The organism is Streptomyces sp. yr375, from assembly GCF_900110755.1.
Classification (GTDB): Bacteria; Actinomycetota; Actinomycetes; order Streptomycetales; family Streptomycetaceae; genus Streptomyces.
This window is the reverse complement of record NZ_FOFF01000050.1, coordinates 11654-28379: the sequence shown is the minus strand read 5'-3', so window position 1 is coordinate 28379 and position 16726 is coordinate 11654. Positions and strand designations below refer to the sequence as shown.

Sequence of the window (16726 nt, the reverse complement as noted above, 5' to 3'; positions counted from 1 at the left end):
GTCTCCAGGTCGTGATGAGGGAAGGGTCAGCCCTTGATGCCGGTCTGTGCGATCCCCTGCACCAGCCAGCGCTGGAGGAAGAGGAACACGAACAACAGGGGCAGGATGGAAATCGCGGTGGCCATGAAGATCTGGTGGAACACGACGGTCTGCGCGGTGGTGTAGTTGGAGAGCGCCACCTGCACGGTCCACGCGTCGGGGTCCTGGCCGATGACCAGCGGCCACAGGAAGGAGTTCCAGCCGCTGATGAAGGTGATCGTCGCGATCGCCGCGAAGAAGTTCAGCGAGTTGGGCACGACGACGCGCCAGTACGCGCCCCAGTAACCGAGCCCGTCCACGCGCGCCGCCTCCTCCAGCTCCTTGGGGAACCCCAGGAAGTACTGCCGGAAGAGGAAGCAGGTGAAACCACTGAACAGGCCCGGAATGATGAGACCTCGGTAACTGTCCACCCAGCCCAGCGACGAGACCAGCACGAAACTGGGCACGAAGGTGACGGCGGTCGGCACCATCAGGGTGCCCAGCACGGCGTAGAAGATCTTGTTGGCGTGCTTGTACGGGATCCGGGCCAGCGCGTACCCCGCGAGCGAGCACACCAGCAGGACGCCGGTGGTGTGCAGGACGGCGACGACCGCGGAGTTCCACATCGACCGGGCGAACGGCACCGACGTGTCGTTCCAGACGTCGCCGATGTTGCTCCACTGGAGGGTCGTGGGGAAGAGATTCCAGTGCTCCCCGGTGATCTCGGCGTCGGTGGACAGGGCGTTGCGGACGATCAGGTAGAACGGGATCAGGAAGAGGAACGCGGCCACACCGGTGGCGACGTAGAGGCCGACACTCCCCATCACCCCGTGGCTACGGCGGCGGCGTCCGGTCCTCTTGCCCAACTCGGGCGTCATGGTGCTCACTTGGACTCCTCACCCCTTCCGAAGCCCATGAACCTGCCCTGCAACAGGGTGATGGCGCAGATCAGTACGGTCAGGATGACGGCGCCCGCGCTGCCGGCGCCGTAGTCCTGGTTCTCGCCGAGGGCGGTGTAGTACAGCTCGACGAGCGGCGGTCGGCCCCACGTCGTCTTGGACAGCAGGTTGTAGAACTCGTCGAACGCCTGGTAGGCGGCGACGAGCAGCAGGAGCACCACCGCGGTGGAGGTGGCCCGCAGTTGGGGCAGCGTGATGTACCGGAAGGTCTGCCAGCCCGGCTTGGCGCCGTCAAGCGCGGCGGCCTCGTACAGCTCGCCCGGGATGTTCTGGAGCGCGGCCAGGAACAGGATCATGTAGAAGCCGGACTGGAGCCACAGCCGGGCCGTCACGATGACCAGCCAGTACCAGGGCGGGTCGGGGTTGACCAGCCAGGCGACGTTCTCGATCCCGAACCAGTCGAGGACCGTGTTCGCGAGGCCGAAGCGGACCCCGTTGAAGATGGACATCTTCCAGATCAGCGCCGCGGCGACATAGGAGCACGCGGTCGGCAGGAAGAACACCGAGCGGAAGAACGCCCGCATGAACCGCAGCCGGTTCACCAGCAGGGCGAGGCCCAGCGACATGGCCCAGGTGGTGGGCACGATGAACGCGGCGAACACGGTGAAGGTGCCGAGCGAGCCGACGAAGTCGGAGTTCGTCAGCATGTACGTGTAGTTGTCGAAGCCGATGAACTTGTCCGGCGTGACGGTGAAGCGCGCGTCGAAGAAGCTGAGCCAGAGGCTCCAGCCGATCGGCACATAGACGAAGATCAGCAGCCCGACGAGGAACGGGCCGCAGAAGAGCCAGAAGTTGAAGGTGGCGCTGCCCCGCAGCCCCCGCCGCGGTGTGGCCGTGGAGGTCTTTGCCGGGGCGGGGCTCGTGAGGGCGGGTTCGGTGGTCGTCGACATGTCGTGGTCCGTCCGCCGGTCTATCCGAAGAGCTTCTTGAGCTCGCGGTTGACCGCGATGTCGGCCTTGTCGAGGGACGCCTCCGGGTCACCGTCCTTGCGGACGGAGTTGGCGAACACGTCCTCCAGCGCGGTGATCATCGCCTGGGTCCAGCCGATGTTGTCGAAGTGCCCGAACTCGTTGAAGAGTTTGACGCCCTCGGCCGGCAGACTCGACTTGAGCTTGGCGGCGGACTGGGCGATCGAGGTGCGCGGCGGGATGTGGAAGCCGTACGAAGTGGCCCACTCCTCCTGGTACTTCTTCTGCTCGATCCACAGCCACTTGACGTATTCCTTGGCCGCGTCGACGTTCTTGCCTTTGGCGTTGACGAACATCGACCAACCGCCGTTGGTGACCGACTGCTTGCCGGAGTCGATGGTCTTGGGGAACGGGAAGACACCGATGTCGTCGCCCAGCACCTTCTGGAACTGCGGCATCGCCCACATCCCGCAGAACTGGATCGCGCACAGGCCCTGGTTGAGCGCCGAGGGGTCCCAGTAGTCGGTCGGCGCGCCGAGGAGCAGGTCGCCGCTGGTGAACAGCTTGCGCATCTTCTTGATGCCCTCGATGACACCGGGCGTGTGGTACGCGATCTGGTTCTTGTCGTCGAGCGTGTTCGCGCCCGCCGACCAGATCATCGGGTTGATGACCGCGTGCAGGTCGTTGCCGAGGTACAGGCCCTTGACCTTGCCGGTGGTGAGCTTGGCGGCGGCCTCGATCAGCTCGTCGAGGGTCTCCGGCACCTTCACACCGGCCTTCTCCAGCAGCGACGGCCGGTAGAAGAAGAACTGCGGGTCGTCGATCATCCGGACGCCGTAGATCTTGCCGTCGACCGTGTGCGAGGCGATGTCGGCCGGGTTGAAGTCCGCCTTCACCGGCTCGACTATGTCGGTCAGGTCCGCCACCTGACCGCTCTTGACCATCTGGATCTGCGGGTGGAACTCGAACAGATCGGGCGCGTTGTCGGTGAGCAGCGTCGCGAAGAGCTTGTTCTCGAAGTCGGCGGCGGTGATCCACTGGGTGGTCACGTTCGCGCCCTTGTACGCCTTCGCGTACCGCTTGATGGCCGGCTCGGTGCCCTCCTCGCCGTAGGCGTGGAAGTACTGGGTGAGGTTCGTGCCGGAACTGCCGCCCGCTCTGCCGGTGTTGCTGCCGCAGGCGGCGAGGGTCCCGGCCGCGGTCATGCCCGCCGCGGCCCGGAAGAGGGAACGGCGGGAGAAGGGGCTGTTGCTCATTGCCGACATGGGTGACGTCCTTGTCTCGAAGTGCGGCTACGGCTCGGTGGATCTGCGTCAGGTGGCTCAATTCCTGTCGCGGAGCGGGACGTTAACCTTCGGCTAAGGCTTCGGCAAGGGGTTGGACGAAGCCTGTTCGAAGCGTTGTGATCGGTTCGGCATGGCGAACGGGCGGTGCGCAAGGGGGGGGCGTGGGCACGCCGCGACGAGCGGAGGGGTGAGGCGGGGGAGAGGTGAGGGCCGCCGGTGTCAGGGCCGGCGGCCCTCGGTCAGGGGGGGTGACACGCTCACGAGGGCGGCGCCGTACGGCTCCTCGTGCGGGCGGGGGCGCGGGCGGGGACGGCGCGTTTCGCGGTGCGCTGCCCGACGGACTCCAGCGCCCCTTCGAGCGCGAACGTGGCCGCGCCCAGGCAGGCCGGGTCGGTCGGGATGGGGGACAGGACGATCCGGTTGGCGGCCAGCGGCCGTTTCAGCGCGTGCCGGGCGACGGCCGCGCGCACCTCGTCGAGGAGCGGCTCGCCGAGCCGGGCGGCGACCCAACTGCTCAGCACGACCACCTCGGGATTGAGCACGTTGACCAGGTTGGCGATCCCGGCACCGAGGTAACGGGCCGTGTCCCGCACGACCTTGACGGCGACCGGGTCGCCGGCGGCCACCCCGGCGGCCAGGGCGTCGATCGTCGCGGTCTGGTCCTCGGGGTGCAACAGCGGGCTGCGCGGGCTGAGTTCACGCAGGTTCTGCATGATGCCGGGCGCGCCGACGTACGTCTCCACGCAGCCGTGGTTGCCGCACCGGCACAGCCGGCCGTCGAGCACGAGCGTCGTGTGCCCCCACTCCCCGGCGCTGTTGCTGACCCCCCGGTGCAGTGCGCCGTCCAGCACCAGTCCGGCGCCGACGCCGGTGCCGAGGTTGACCACCACGGCGTCCCCGTGCCCGCGCGCCGCCCCGAACCACAGCTCGGCGACCGCGCCGGCGCGCAGTGGATTGTCCAAGTACAGGGGATACGCGATGTGTTCGGAGAGCAGGTCGAGCAACGGCACGTCGTGCCAGTCCCAGTTGGGCGCGTACTCGGAGACGCCGGTGGCGCGGTCCACCTGCCCCGGCACGCTCACCCCGACGCCGAGCACCCGGGCGGCCTCGACCCCGGCCTGCGTGACCACCGAACCGGCGGCCGCGGCGACATGCCCGACCACCTGCTCCGGGCGGCTCTCGCCGGGCCGCATGTGCTCCTCGGCGCGGGCCAGCACGTTCAGCCCGAGGTCGAACAGCTCGACATGGACGTAGGTCTCCGCGATGTCCACGCCGATCAACGCGCCCCCCGACGCGTTGACGGCCACGAGGCCCCGGGGGCGACCGCCCGCCGAGTCCTCGAACCCGACCTCCGTGATCATGCGGAGGTCGAGCAGTTCGCCGACGAGGGTGGCGACGGTGGCGAGCGAGAGACCGGTCGCGGCCGCCAGCTCCTGCCGGGAGGTGGGCGAGGCGGCGATGATCTGACGCAGCACCTCGTAGCGGTTCGCGGTGCGGATGTCACGTGATGTGCCGCGCTTCATGGAGCGTGCCCTCTCCTGCCGTCCACCATTGCGTCCGCCGTCCCTTCCGCCCCGCTGCGCGCCGGGCAGGCCGTGCCTAAGAGGCTGTGCCGGGCGGGCCGACCGTGCGACGACACCGGCGCCGCGCCAGGCTATGGGGTGCCACACAGTTCGACAAGGGGTTAGGAAAGGGGCTTTATGAAGTCCGCCGACGGCGGCTGGAAGTCACCCTTCCAGGACGTCCCGGACGAAGGCGTTGGTGAACTTCCCGGCCGGATCCAGCACCCGCGCGAGGGCCGTGAAGTCGCCGATCCGGGGGTAGCGCCCGCGCACGACAGCGGCCGGCACCTCGAACACCTTGCCCCAGTGCGGGCGCGGCCCGAAGGGCTCCAGCGCCGCCTCCACCGCCCGCACCACGGGCAGTACGGCCGCCGTGTCCTCGATCCACGTGAAGTGCACCGCCACGGTGTCCCGCCCGTACGAGGGGCTCAGCCACTGCTCGTCGGCGGCCACGGTCCGCACCTCGCAGATCTGGAGGACGGGGGCGACCGTCTCCCGGATCTCGTCGATCGCGTGCAGCGCCTCGACGGCGTGCCCGCGCGGCAGCAGGTACTCGCTCTGCAGCTCGTCGCCGCTGCTCGGGGTGAACTCCGCCCGGAAGTGCGGCAGTCGCTCGTGCCACGGCCCCGACACCCCGAGCTGCTCGGTGCAGTTGACCGCCGGCATCCCCGGCACCGGATGCAGCGCCTCGACGGCCGGCGCGGCGAACGGGAAGTCCACCACAGGCTCGTCCGTACGCCGCTTCAGCCACACCTGCCGAAAACCCGGCGCACCCCAGTCGGTGAACAGACTGACGCTGTAGGCGGCCCCGGCCACCGCCTCGAAGTCCAGCCCGTCCAGGGGCAGTTCGGTGAACACGTACTGTTCGACCTCGTACCCCGGCTCCAGGTCGAGGACGAGCGCAGTGACGACGCCCAGCGCGCCCAGCGAGGTGACGGCCCCGCCGAACCGCCGGTCGCCGCGCCCGATGACGACGGTCGAGCCGTCGGCGGTGACGATCTCCACCTCGCGTACGGCGGCGGCGAGCGGGCCGTTGCCGACGCCCGACCCGTGCGTACCGGTCGCCACCGACCCGGCGACCGAGATGTGCGGCAGGGAGGCCATGTTCGGCAGCGCGAGCCCGTGCTCGTGCACCCGGCGCGCCAGTTCCGCGTACCGGACCCCGCCGCCGACCCGTACGGTCCGCGCGGCCGTGTCGACCTCGACCTCGCCGGCCGTGTCCTTCAGGTCGCTCAGCGACAGCAGTACCCCGCCGTCGCCCGGCTCGGCGATCTCGTTGAACGAGTGCCCGCTGCCCAGCACCCGCACCCGCCCGCTGCCGGCCACGAGCGAGCGCAGGGCGTCGAGGGAGCGCGGGCGGTGCAGCTCGCCGGCGGAGAAGGTGATGTTGCGGGCCCAGTTCGTAACGGTTTCGGTCATGCGGTGATCCTTCCCGACGAATCGGAAATCGGGAAGTCGCCGTCGGCGGCACGCGGAGCGGGCCCCCGGTACGGCGGCGGCGAGGGCGGGGGCATACCGTGAGGAAATCGTACGCCTGAGCCGGGAGGAGCGACGGATGGGCAGCCGTACCGCGCTGGTCGAGGATCTGATGGAGCGGTTTCCGCATGTGCCGCGGGAGGCCGTCTTCAAGGAGGACCTGCTGCGCGGAGGTGTGGCCTTCGACCCCTCCGCCCTCAGCGACAACGAGTCGGGGGAGGTCAAGCCGAAGTCGTACTTCATCTTCTCCTTCGACCACGGCACCCTGCCCGAGCTCGGCGAGGCCGCGCTGCGCCGGCCGCCGGAGGAGATCATCCTCACCGGCGGGCCGTACGACCTGCGGCGGACCGTCGTGTCGGTGCGGGTGAACCCGGCCTCGCCGTACCGCGTCGCGGCGGACGACGAGGGCCTGCTCGGGCTCTATCTCGACGGGGCGCGCATCGCCGACGTCGGGGTGCCGCCGATGCCGGAGTACTACCGGCACAAGCTCTCCAGCGGGAAGTCCGTCATGGAGGTCGCCCCCACCATCCAGTGGGGCTACCTGATCTACCTGACCGTCTTCCGGGTGTGCCAGTACTTCGGCGCGAAGGAGGAGTGCCAGTACTGCGACATCAACCACAACTGGCGCCAGCACAAGGCGGCCGGCCGGCCGTACACGGGCGTCAAGGACGTCGACGAGGTCCTGGAAGCCCTGGAGATCATCGACCGCTACGACACGGCGAAGGCGTCCACCGCCTACACGCTCACCGGCGGCGCGATCACCTCGAAGCTCCAGGGCCGTGACGAGGCCGACTTCTACGGCATGTACGCCAAGGCCATCGAGGAGCACTTCCCGGGCCGCTGGATCGGCAAGGTCGTCGCCCAGGCCCTGCCGCGCGACGACGTACAGCGCTTCAAGGACTACGGGGTGCAGATCTACCACCCCAACTACGAGGTGTGGGACGAGTACCTCTTCAAGATGTACTGCCCCGGCAAGGAGCGCTACGTCGGCCGCGACGAGTGGCACAAGCGGATCCTCGACTCGGCGGAGGTCTTCGGCGCGCGTAACGTCATCCCCAACTTCGTGGCGGGCGTCGAGATGGCCGAGCCGTTCGGCTTCACCACCGTCGACGAGGCCATCGCCTCCACCACCGAGGGCCTGCGCTTCTTCATGTCGCAGGGCATCACGCCCCGCTTCACCACCTGGTGCCCGGAGCCCACCACCCCGCTCGGCAAGGCCAACCCGCAGGGCGCGCCGCTGGAATACCACATCCGGCTGCTGGAGGCCTACCGCGCCACCATGGACGAGTTCGGCCTCGCCTCGCCGCCCGGTTACGGCCAGCCGGGACCCGGCCGCGCGGTGTTCTCCGTCAGCTCCTTCATGGACAGCCTGCCGGCCCAGGAGGAGACGACCGCGTAGTCGGCGCCGAGTTGAACAGAAGGCGGCCATTGTCCGTACTACAGGCCGGAGTTACGGGCGCGGCCGCCTTGCCTCGCCCTGTCGTATGTCCTGTCGTGTTCCCTCTTGACATGACATCTGAACAGGGCGCTTGTCAGTTGTGTTGGAAACGTGAAAAGCTCTGCCCCTGCCGCGAGGTTCCCCCCAACTCCATTGCCGTCATGGTGAGTTGACCTCGCTTGTGGATGCAGGAGACCCATGCCCGACCTGCCGACCCCGAAGGACTCCGCCGAGGCCGCGCTGTTCTCCGAGTGCTGGGACGCCGTCCTGTCGTACGCCGACCTGTGCACGTCGGGCTCGACCGCGGCGAACCAACTGGCTCGTGAGGCGTTCGCGTTCGGGATACACGAGGCCCGCGCCGGCGAGGACGACACCGCACGAGGTGTCGGCCGTCGCTCGTCCCGGCTGCCCCGGATCCCCCTGCTGCTGACCGCCGTACGTACCACGGCGGCCGCCTGGGAGGCCCAGGGCCACGGCCACCGACTCGACCCCGACCTGCGCCTGTGGCTGAACTCCGAGAAAGCCGCACGCTACGTCGGGCCGCCCCTGAGCCGTCCCATCGCCCTGCGCGGCCTGCGTGACATGCAGGAACCGGACGCCGCCCTGCTGTGGCTGGCGGAGGTGGAGGCGCTGCCGCTGCGCGCCGTCATCCGCCGCCAGGGCCTGGACCCGACCGCCGCGGTGGAGGAGCTGAACCAGGTCCGCGGCCTGTTCCGGGACCGCTGCCACCGCAACCATCTCGACACCCCGATGGACGCGGAGTGCCGCAGCTACGTACGGCTCCTGGACGCCGTCACCCGCTCGCCCGCCGCCGACACCCCGCCCGACCTCTCCCGGCACCTCGCCACCTGCGTGCAGTGCGCGGAGGCCGCCGCCTGTCTGCGGCTGCACGGCGGCGGGCTGCCCGCAGCCCTCGTCCAGGGCGTGATCGGCTGGGGCGGCCTCGCCTACCTGGAACGCCGCCGCCGGGCCTCCGAGGTGCGCCTAGGTCCCGGACGTCCCGACCTGCCGGACCTCGAAGGCGCGGCCGTACGGGCCGCCGCGGGCAAGGCGCGCGTGCGGCGCAACGCGCTGCTCGTCGCCGCCGTGCTCGTCTCCGGGCTGGCGCTCGCGGTGTCGATGATGCCCGGCGGCAGCGGTGACAGCGTCGCCAAGAGCGGCCCGGCCGACGGCGGTCCGGTGGCCGGACCCGGTCCGATCCTGCCGTCCGCCGGCCCCGTCACTTCCGCCGCGCCGTCCTCGTCCGACCCGGCCCCGTCCGCCAGCGGCACGCCGTCGGCGACGGGCGACGACGACCGCGGCAAGCCCGACCCGGAACCCCAGGGCACCTCCTCGGCCCCCGCGGGTGACGGCGGGAGCGGGGACGAGCCGCCCTGCGAGGTCCGCTACGACCTCGTCAACCAGTGGCCTGAAGGATTCCAGGCGACCGTCACCGTCACCACGGCCGACGCGCTCGACGTCTGGCGGGTGGCCTGGTCCTTCCGCGACGGCCAGCGGGTCGACCAGATGTGGGACGCGAGCCTCGCCCAGAACGGCTCCCGGGTCACCGCGACCGCCGCCGACTACAACAGGTCCGTCGCGGCCCACGGCACCCTCAGCTTCGGCTTCCTCGCCTCCTGGCACGACACGAACAGCGTTCCGTACGACTTCACCCTCAACGGGCAGGAGTGCACCAGGTCTTGACGCGCGGCCGCTCTACGGGGCGGCTCGTCTGGTCTCTCGCCTGGCTTCTCCTTGCCTCTCCTGGTCCTTCCATCCCTTTCCGGTGTCGGTCTCGGCCTCAGGGCCGGTACCGGCACCGTCTTGCTGTGCCGGTGCTGATGCGCCGGTGCCGGGCGCGCGACGGGCGTCAGAGGCCCGCAGGGGCGGCCGTGACGGCTGCGACTGCCGTGACCGGTCCTGACGCTCCGTGAGGTGGCTGGGGGTGGCGGCCCGGGCCCGTGAGGCGTTCCGGCGCGTCCTCGCGCCGGCCGTGCCCACCTGTGCCTGACCGTGCCCGCGTGCGCTCGGCGAGGCGGCGGTCCTGCGGTGCGACTCGTGCGAATGGCTCGACGCGTTCACCGCGTACTTCGCGTTGACCGGGTTCGCCGCGTACTCCGCCGTAGAGTAACCGAATTGCCACAGAGGGCATGGATCACGCCGGACGGAAATCCTGGCAGCGGCTTTGCGGGATACGCCGAGTTCTTTCCGGATTGGTATTCCATCGCGTCGGACCGGCCGGAGGATGTTCGCGTACACAAAACGCACACATGTCGGCATGGAAAGTGTAGAGGCGATGAATGCCTGCCTGATGGTGCTTCAGCTTCCGCCGCAACGCCTTTGCTGCGGTGAGGCGTTCGCGGCGTCCGTGGATAGCTTCGCACATTGATGCCGGGCGGTCGTACGCGGGTGGCTTGTGAGGGGGATATGAAACTTTGACATCGCATCAATTGATGGCAACCCGGACTCCTTGCTCCTGAATCAGGGCCCGTCCACTGCGCCTTTCGATATCCAATCCGGCTTCAAGATGGCCGGTTGGTCAAGACTCCCCAATGCTCCTTGTGCAGCGACGGTGGCCGTCGTTAGCTTGATCGAGCCGGAGTCGGATGAATTGACCAGCTGTCCGCTCCTGCAGCTGTCGCGATGGCAATCAGCTGTCCGTTTGAGGTCCCGCACACCTTCACCGGTCCTTCGGCCGGAGTTCGGTGCACTCATTTCGCGGGGGAAGAGGTATCAGAGAAATGGTTTTGGCCGAACGCGAAGACGAACTCGGCTTCCTCACAAGTCTGCTGGACGAGGCCATCCAGGGCAGTGGTAAATCGGCCTTGGTCAGCGGCGTCGTGGCCACGGGCAAGAGCGTGCTGCTGGACGTCTTCGCGCAGGCGGCCATGAACCGCGGAGCGCTCGCGTTGACCGCGATCGCCTGCGTGGCGGAGCGTGACGTCCCCATGGGCGTCATGAGCCAACTGCTCCTGCACGCACCGCTGTCGCCGGCCGCCCGCCGGGAGGCGGACCGGCTGCTGGCCGTCGTACCGGAGCCGGACACCGGGCTCGACACCCTCACCGCGCACGCGATGAGCGCGATCCTGCTGGAACTGTCCGAACAGCAGCCGCTGGCGCTGATCGTGGACGACATCCACCTCACCGACGCCGCGTCGCAGTCGATCCTGTCCTACTTCGCGCGGCGCATCCGCGGAGCGCGTATCGCGACGGTGTTCTCGTACTCCGAACAGTCACCGCATCACAATCAGGAATGCGCCGCCGAGTTGCTGCGCCAGCCGCACTGCCACGGACTGGCCCTGCACCCGCTGACACCGGACGGCGTGGCCCGGCTCGCCGCCCGGCACCTGGGCCACGAGGCTCCCGGAGCACTGGCGGAGCGCTGCCACCAGCTGAGCAACGGCAACCCGCTGCTCGCGGAGGCCCTGATCGGCGACCACCTGGCCGTACGGCGCACCCCCCCCGCCCCCGGCAACGACGAACTGTTCGGCTCGGCGGACACCTACGGGCAGGCGGTGCTGGAGTATCTGCGCCGCAGTGATCCGCAGACGGCCCGGGTGGCACAGGGCGTGGCCGTGCTGCGCAGTCGAGAGGGTGTAGCACGCCTGCTGGGCATGTGTCCCACCGTCACCGACGCGCTGCTCGACGGCCTGCGGACCGCCGGACTGATCGACGGCGACGGCTTCCGCCACCCGGCGGCGGCCGGGGCGGTGCTGCTGGGCATGGACGGCACGGAACGGATCCGGCTGCACCAGGCCGCCGCCGCCCAGGCGTACCACGAAGGCCGGTCGGCGTCGGAGGTGGCGGAGCAACTGCTGATCGCCAGTGACTGCAGTGCGCCCTGGTCGGTGGGGGTGCTGACGGAGGCGGCACGGCTGGGCGTGTCCGAGGGACGCCTGTCGTACGCGGTCGCCTGTCTGAAACTGGCGCGGCTGGGCTGCGCGGACGATCCGGTGGCCGCCGCCCGGCTGCAGGCGGCGCTGCTGCGGGCCGAGTGGCGGATCAACCCGAGCATCTGCTCGCCGTACCTCGCGGAACTGGTCGAGGCGAGCCACGCGGGCCACCTGTCGGGCGACGACACGGTCGGGGTGATCAAGGCGCTGCTGTGGAACGGCCGGTTCGCGGTCGCCCGCGACCTGCTGCCCCGGCTGGACGGGGCGGCCCGGGCCGCGGACCGGCCCTCGCCGTCCGCCCTGTGCGAGCTGCGGCTGACGATCCGGGACGCCTATCCGGCGCTGGTAGACCTGGTCCCCGGCATCGACGACGGGGCAGCCGATCGCATCCTGCAGCCGCTGACCTCCCCCCGCCGTCTCGACACCCTGCGCACGCTGAACTCCGTGATCTCCCAGGAAGGCGGCCAGGGCGGCCGGCCCGCACTGGAGCGGGCCGAGCGGATCCTGCAGAACGCGCCGCTCCAGGAGACGGGCACCAGCACCATGGTGGCCGGGCTGATGACGCTGCTGTGCGGGGAGCGGGTGGTGCAGGCGGCTCAGCTGTGCGACGCGCTGCTGGCCCAGTCCGCGGAGGGCGAGTCGAGGTGGCGGTACGCCCTGCTGCTGGCGGTGCGGGCCGAGATCAGCCTGCGGCAGGGCTCGCTGCTGGAGGCGGCCGAGCAGGGGCAGGAGGCGATGCGGGCCGTACCGACCGCCAGTTGGGGCGTTTCGCTGGCCGCCGTCCGGTCGACCCAGGTGCTCGCGCTGACCTCGATGGGCCGGCACCGAGAGGCGTTGGCGCAGCTCAACATGCCGCTGCCGCCCGGGGTCTCACAGAGCCGGTTCGGCCTGACGTACCTTCAGGCCCGCGGTCGGGTCAGTCTGGCGACCGGCCATCTGGGCTCGGCGCTGGCCGACTTCGAGAACTGCGGGGAGCTGATGGGCCGGTGGAACATGGACGTTCCCAGCCTGGTCCCGTGGCGTGTCGAGGCGGCGGCCGTGCTGCTGGAGATGGGCGAGCACGGCCGGGCCCGCAAGCTCGCCGAGGAGCAGTTGACGCAGGCCGGCAGTCATGCGCCGCGGGCCGCGGGCAGCGCGCTGCGGGTTCTGGCAATGATGTCCGACCTGCGGCGCCGGTCGGAGATGCTGCGGCAGTCCGCCGACCTGCTGCAGGGCAGCGGGGACCGGTACGAACTGCTGCGCACCCTCGTGCAGTTGACCGAGACCCACCACACGCTCGGCGAGCTGCGCCGGGCTCGGATGGTGGGCCGCCGGGCGTGGAACATCGCCCGCGAGTGCCATGCCGAGCCGCTCGTGGACGCGCTGGCGCTGGATCCGGTGCCGTCCGAATCCGCCGAGCCGACCGAATCGGCCGAGCTCGTGGAGTTGCAGGCCGCGCCGACGGAGGCGGAGCTGCTGCTCAGCGACGCGGAACGGCGGGTGGCGGAGATGGCGGCGCTCGGCTACACGAACCGGGAGATCTCCAACCGGCTGTACATCTCGGTCAGTACGGTGGAGCAGCATCTGACCAAGACGTACCGCAAGCTGAACGTGACAAGACGCTCGGACCTGCCGTCCCTGGTGATGGCCCCGACCGGGAGCTGAGCGTCACGCAACGGACTCAGAGGCCGGGGGCAACGCCGCGCGGCGTTGCCCCCTTCTGCGGATCGGTCCTGTCCGTCCTGTCAGTCCTGGGCGGTCTCGCGTACGAGGGCTGCGACGTGCTCCAGTGTGGGCTTCCGCAGAATCTCCGGCAGGCGGGCCATGAACGTCTTCTCGCGGCCGGGCTCGACCACGTCCCGGCAGACCTGTGCGAGCACGGCGTAGAGGGTGAGCGAGTCGCCGCCCAGGTGGTGGAAGCTCTGGGCGGGAGTCAGCCGGGAGCGGTCCACCCGCAGGGCGAGCGCCCAGATGTCGGCGATCGCCGACTCCACGACGTCCAGTACGGGCGCGTCGGATCCGGCCTGCCCGGCTGCGCCGCCGCTGTCGGTGTGCGGGTCCGGCAGCGCGCGTACGTCGATCTTGCCGGCGACGGTCAGCGGCAGTTCGGGCAGCACGGTCAGGGTGGCCGGCACCAGGTACTCCGGCAGCCGCCGCACCAGGAACTCCCGCAGCTCGTCCCGGCCGACGGGAGTCCGGGTCACCACGTACCCGGCGAGCGACTTGCCGTGCCCGCCCGGCAGGGCCGTGGCGACGACCACGGCCCGTGCCACGGCGGGGTGTTCCTCCAGCGCGCGGGCCGCCTCGGCGGGCTCGACGCGGTGGCCGGAGATCTTCACCTGGTCGTCGATCCGGCCGATGAACTCCAGTACGCCGCTCGCCGACACCCGGGCCAGGTCGCCCGTACGGTACATCCGGCTGCCGTCGGCCAGCCGGACGAACCGCTCGCGGTCCAGGTCCGGGCGGCCCAGGTAGCCACGGGCCAACTGGCTGCCACCCAGGTACATCTCACCCACCTCGCCGGGCGCGACGAACCGCCGGTCCTGGTCCAGCAGGACGACGGTGCTGTTGTCCGTCGGCAGCCCGATCGGCACCGCCGCGGCGGCCCCGTCCCGCTCCGGATCGTAGGTGTGCACCGTCAGGCCGATGGTGGCCTCGGTCGGCCCGTACAGATTGATGATCCTGCAGTCCGGCCCGAACATCTCCTGGGCGCGGGCCGCCACCGGCACCCGCAACTGCTCGCCGACGACCACCACGGTACGGAAACCGGCCGGCGACAGCTCCAGACGGCCGATCAGGTCCAGGTGCGCCGGGGTCAGCGACAGCGAGTTCGCCCCGGACTCCTCCAACAGCTGCCGCAGCGAAAGGTGGTTGGGCTTGTCGCGCATGAGCACCACCGTGCCGCCGGCCAGCAGCGGCAGGTATACCGAGGTGCCGGTGACGTCGAAGGAGGGCGAGGTGATCAGCGGCAGACGGCTGTCGGCGTCGATCTCGAACTCGCGGGTGGCCCAGCCCACGTAGTTCAGCAGGGCGCCGTGCTCGATCTGCACCCCCTTGGGCCTGCCGGTCGAGCCGGAGGTGTAGATGACGTACGCCAGATCGTCCGGTCGCACCTCGGCGTCCCGGTACGCGGGCGCCTCGCCGTCCGCGGACTCCAACAGCTCCTCCAGGACGAGCGTTTCGCAGCCCGGCGGACACCACTGCCGTTCCTGGTAGGGCCGTTGGACCAGGCACAGCTTGGCGGTCGCGTCGGTGAGCAGGCCCGACAGCCGGGCGTCCGGGTGTTCGGCGTCCATCGGCAGATAGGCGGCGCCCGCCCGCAGCACCCCCCACAGCCCCGCCATCATCTCCGCGGACCGGTCGGCCAGCAGGCCGACCACACTGCCGCGGCCGATCCCGCGGCGGCTCAGCTCCGCCGCGACCGCATCGGCCCGGCGGCTGAGCTCGGCGTACGTCAGGTCGCCGGCGGAGCCGCTGAGGGCGACCCGGTCCGGGGTGCGCTCGGCCTGCTCGCGAAAGAGCCGTACCACCGAGGGGCCGATCGGCACCGGACGCTGTGTCATGTTGCCGGACCACTCGCGGTGGGCCCGGGGCGACAGGGCCTCCTCGACACGGTCGAGCAGGGCCTCGGCGCGCTCGGCCGCCCCCGGGTTGTCCCACCAGCCGACGGTGATCTCGGTGCGGCCGTCGGCGGTCACCGCGTCGACCTCGGGCGGCGCCACCGGTCCGGGCGAGGCCAGCATGTAGACCGAGGTCGCGGTGAAGCCGGGCGGGGAGAACTCCGCGAGGTCGAGGGCGCCCAGGTCGGAGAGGATGGCGGTGGAGCCGTACAGCCCCTTGTCGGTGGTCTTGGCATCCGCACCGCGCTCGAGCAGACCCACCAGCCAGCGCGGCAGCTTGCGCAGGGCCGGGTCGGTGCGGCTGGCGAGTTCCTGGCGCTCGCTCAGCGCGGTCAGCAGCCGGGCACCGACGTCCTCCCAGTGGTCGCCGTCCCGTACCTCCAGGGAGGCGCTCATCGTCACCGACGATGTGGAGCGGATCCCGGGTACGTGCCGGCGGCCGTCGACCGGCACCATGAAGTACCCCTTGAGCGCCGGGTCCTCCTCGACCGGCCCGCGGCCGTCGGCGGACAGGGCGAGGGCCAGCTTGGCCGTGATGCCCGGGTGGCTGCCGTCGACCGTGCGTCTTCGCCACATCGGCTCGCGCCGCCCCTTGCCCAGCCGGCCCAGCGGCGAGGGCCACTGGAGCACCGGTGCGGCGGCGACCGGCGGCAGGCCGTCGGGCAGCTCGCCGGCCAGCTTCTCCATGAGGCCGTCCTCGCTCAGCCGGTCGTCGGCGCCGACCACCGGCACACCGGCCAGCGCGTGGAAGACCTCGGTCGCCCAGAGCAGCAGGCCCCGGCCGTCCATGGCGGCGTGAAAGCCCCGGAACACCACGGTGTTCGGCTCGCCGGTCAGCAGCAGCACCTCACAGGTCGCGCCGCCCGCCCCGGGCCGCAACGGCCGCCGCAGCAGCGGCGAGTCGAACCGGACACGGTCGTACGCCGCCCCGTCGCCGACGATCACCGCAGGGGCCCGGCCGCTGTCCCGCCACATCCCCTTGCGAAAGACCAGCCGGGTGCCGGGACAGGCCCGGGACGCCTCGGCGACCGCGTCGGACAGGTCACTGTGCGACAGCAGGCCGACGCCCTCGACGGCCAACTGGATGACGGGATACTGCTTGCGGGGAGAAGCCAGGAACCACCAGTCCACCGCCGCCACCGGGCGCTGGTACAGGTCTGGGCTGTGCTCGGACGACATGCGCGTCTCCAGGGAATGGGAGGCACCGTCCACGCACCGGACCGGATCGAGCAACACGAATCCGGCGCTCACGGGGTGGCATCGGTGCCTCGGACGTCTTCGTGCTCCGGTGTCCTCAGGGGTGCGAAGTGGCCAGAGTGTACGCAGGCCGCCACCGACCGGGTAAACCCCGTGCGGGCCGCTGTCTCCCAGCCCCGCACCCCTACCGGCCCCAGCCGCGCGGCACCACCCGCGACCTGCTGTTAGGGGCCACGGACCACCCGTGGGGCATGCGGGGCCCGGTAGGGGTGTCGCCCCCGGATCGGAGGAACCTACGGTGGGCCGGGCCGAAAGGCCAACCACACCGGAACGGACGCCGGACCACGGCGGCGTGCGACGCGAGGTCGCCGGCGCAGCACGGCTGGCGCGGACGGCGGACCGGCTGGGGAC

The 16726-nt window shown here is 70.5% G+C and carries 9 protein-coding genes; 3 read left to right on the top strand and 6 right to left on the bottom strand.

Annotated features, from left to right (window positions below; genetic code table 11):
• Positions 1-26: 26 nt before the first annotated feature.
• The 5 genes from BMZ82_RS32845 to BMZ82_RS32825 all read right to left on the bottom strand — a co-directional run bounded on the left by BMZ82_RS32845 (position 27) and on the right by BMZ82_RS32825 (position 6152).
• Entirely contained in the window at positions 27-896 is an 870-nt protein-coding gene (locus BMZ82_RS32845; RefSeq protein WP_177244780.1) for a carbohydrate ABC transporter permease, read from the bottom strand.
• A 5-nt stretch (positions 897-901) separates the two neighbouring features.
• Complete coding sequence (locus BMZ82_RS32840; RefSeq protein ID WP_093781049.1) at positions 902-1867, bottom strand: carbohydrate ABC transporter permease; 966 nt, start codon at positions 1865-1867, stop codon at positions 902-904.
• 20 nt (positions 1868-1887) lie between these two features.
• A complete protein-coding gene (locus tag BMZ82_RS32835) occupies positions 1888-3150 on the bottom strand; it encodes an ABC transporter substrate-binding protein (RefSeq protein ID WP_093781048.1) in 1263 nt (420 codons plus the stop codon).
• A gap of 278 nt (positions 3151-3428) precedes the next feature.
• Complete coding sequence (locus BMZ82_RS32830) at positions 3429-4694, bottom strand: ROK family transcriptional regulator (RefSeq protein ID WP_093781047.1); 1266 nt, start codon at positions 4692-4694, stop codon at positions 3429-3431.
• A gap of 204 nt (positions 4695-4898) precedes the next feature.
• A complete protein-coding gene (locus tag BMZ82_RS32825) occupies positions 4899-6152 on the bottom strand; it encodes an FAD-binding protein (RefSeq protein ID WP_093781046.1) in 1254 nt (417 codons plus the stop codon).
• A 136-nt stretch (positions 6153-6288) separates the two neighbouring features.
• Between BMZ82_RS32825 and BMZ82_RS32820 the strand changes: the two genes are divergently transcribed.
• From BMZ82_RS32820 to BMZ82_RS32810, 3 genes are all read left to right on the top strand, one after another.
• Positions 6289-7608 carry a radical SAM protein gene (locus BMZ82_RS32820; RefSeq protein ID WP_093781045.1) on the top strand — a complete coding sequence of 440 codons (1320 nt, stop codon included), beginning with the start codon at positions 6289-6291 and terminating at the stop codon, positions 7606-7608.
• A gap of 237 nt (positions 7609-7845) precedes the next feature.
• Complete coding sequence (locus tag BMZ82_RS32815) at positions 7846-9330, top strand: cellulose-binding domain-containing protein (RefSeq protein WP_093781044.1); 1485 nt, start codon at positions 7846-7848, stop codon at positions 9328-9330.
• Positions 9331-10373: 1043 nt separating this feature from the next.
• Complete coding sequence (locus BMZ82_RS32810) at positions 10374-13163, top strand: helix-turn-helix transcriptional regulator (RefSeq protein WP_177244778.1); 2790 nt, start codon at positions 10374-10376, stop codon at positions 13161-13163.
• An 80-nt stretch (positions 13164-13243) separates the two neighbouring features.
• Here BMZ82_RS32810 and BMZ82_RS32805 read toward each other — a convergent pair whose 3' ends face one another.
• The gene (locus BMZ82_RS32805) at positions 13244-16297 is read right to left on the bottom strand and encodes a non-ribosomal peptide synthetase (RefSeq protein ID WP_143098951.1); all 3054 of its coding nucleotides are present in this window, start codon (positions 16295-16297) and stop codon (positions 13244-13246) included.
• Positions 16298-16726: the final 429 nt, after the last annotated feature.

Bases quoted from the DNA above. Each gene is read 5' to 3' on its own strand.
- BMZ82_RS32825 (WP_093781046.1), bottom strand. From the start codon at position 6,152: ATGACCGAAACCGTTACGAACTGGGCCCGCAACATCACCTTCTCCGCC.
- BMZ82_RS32820 (WP_093781045.1), top strand. From the start codon at position 6,289: ATGGGCAGCCGTACCGCGCTGGTCGAGGATCTGATGGAGCGGTTTCCG.
- BMZ82_RS32830 (WP_093781047.1), bottom strand. From the start codon at position 4,694: ATGAAGCGCGGCACATCACGTGACATCCGCACCGCGAACCGCTACGAG.
- BMZ82_RS32840 (WP_093781049.1), bottom strand. From the start codon at position 1,867: ATGTCGACGACCACCGAACCCGCCCTCACGAGCCCCGCCCCGGCAAAG.
- BMZ82_RS32815 (WP_093781044.1), top strand. From the start codon at position 7,846: ATGCCCGACCTGCCGACCCCGAAGGACTCCGCCGAGGCCGCGCTGTTC.
- BMZ82_RS32805 (WP_143098951.1), bottom strand. From the start codon at position 16,297: ATGTCGTCCGAGCACAGCCCAGACCTGTACCAGCGCCCGGTGGCGGCG.
- BMZ82_RS32845 (WP_177244780.1), bottom strand. From the start codon at position 896: ATGACGCCCGAGTTGGGCAAGAGGACCGGACGCCGCCGCCGTAGCCAC.
- BMZ82_RS32835 (WP_093781048.1), bottom strand. From the start codon at position 3,150: ATGTCGGCAATGAGCAACAGCCCCTTCTCCCGCCGTTCCCTCTTCCGG.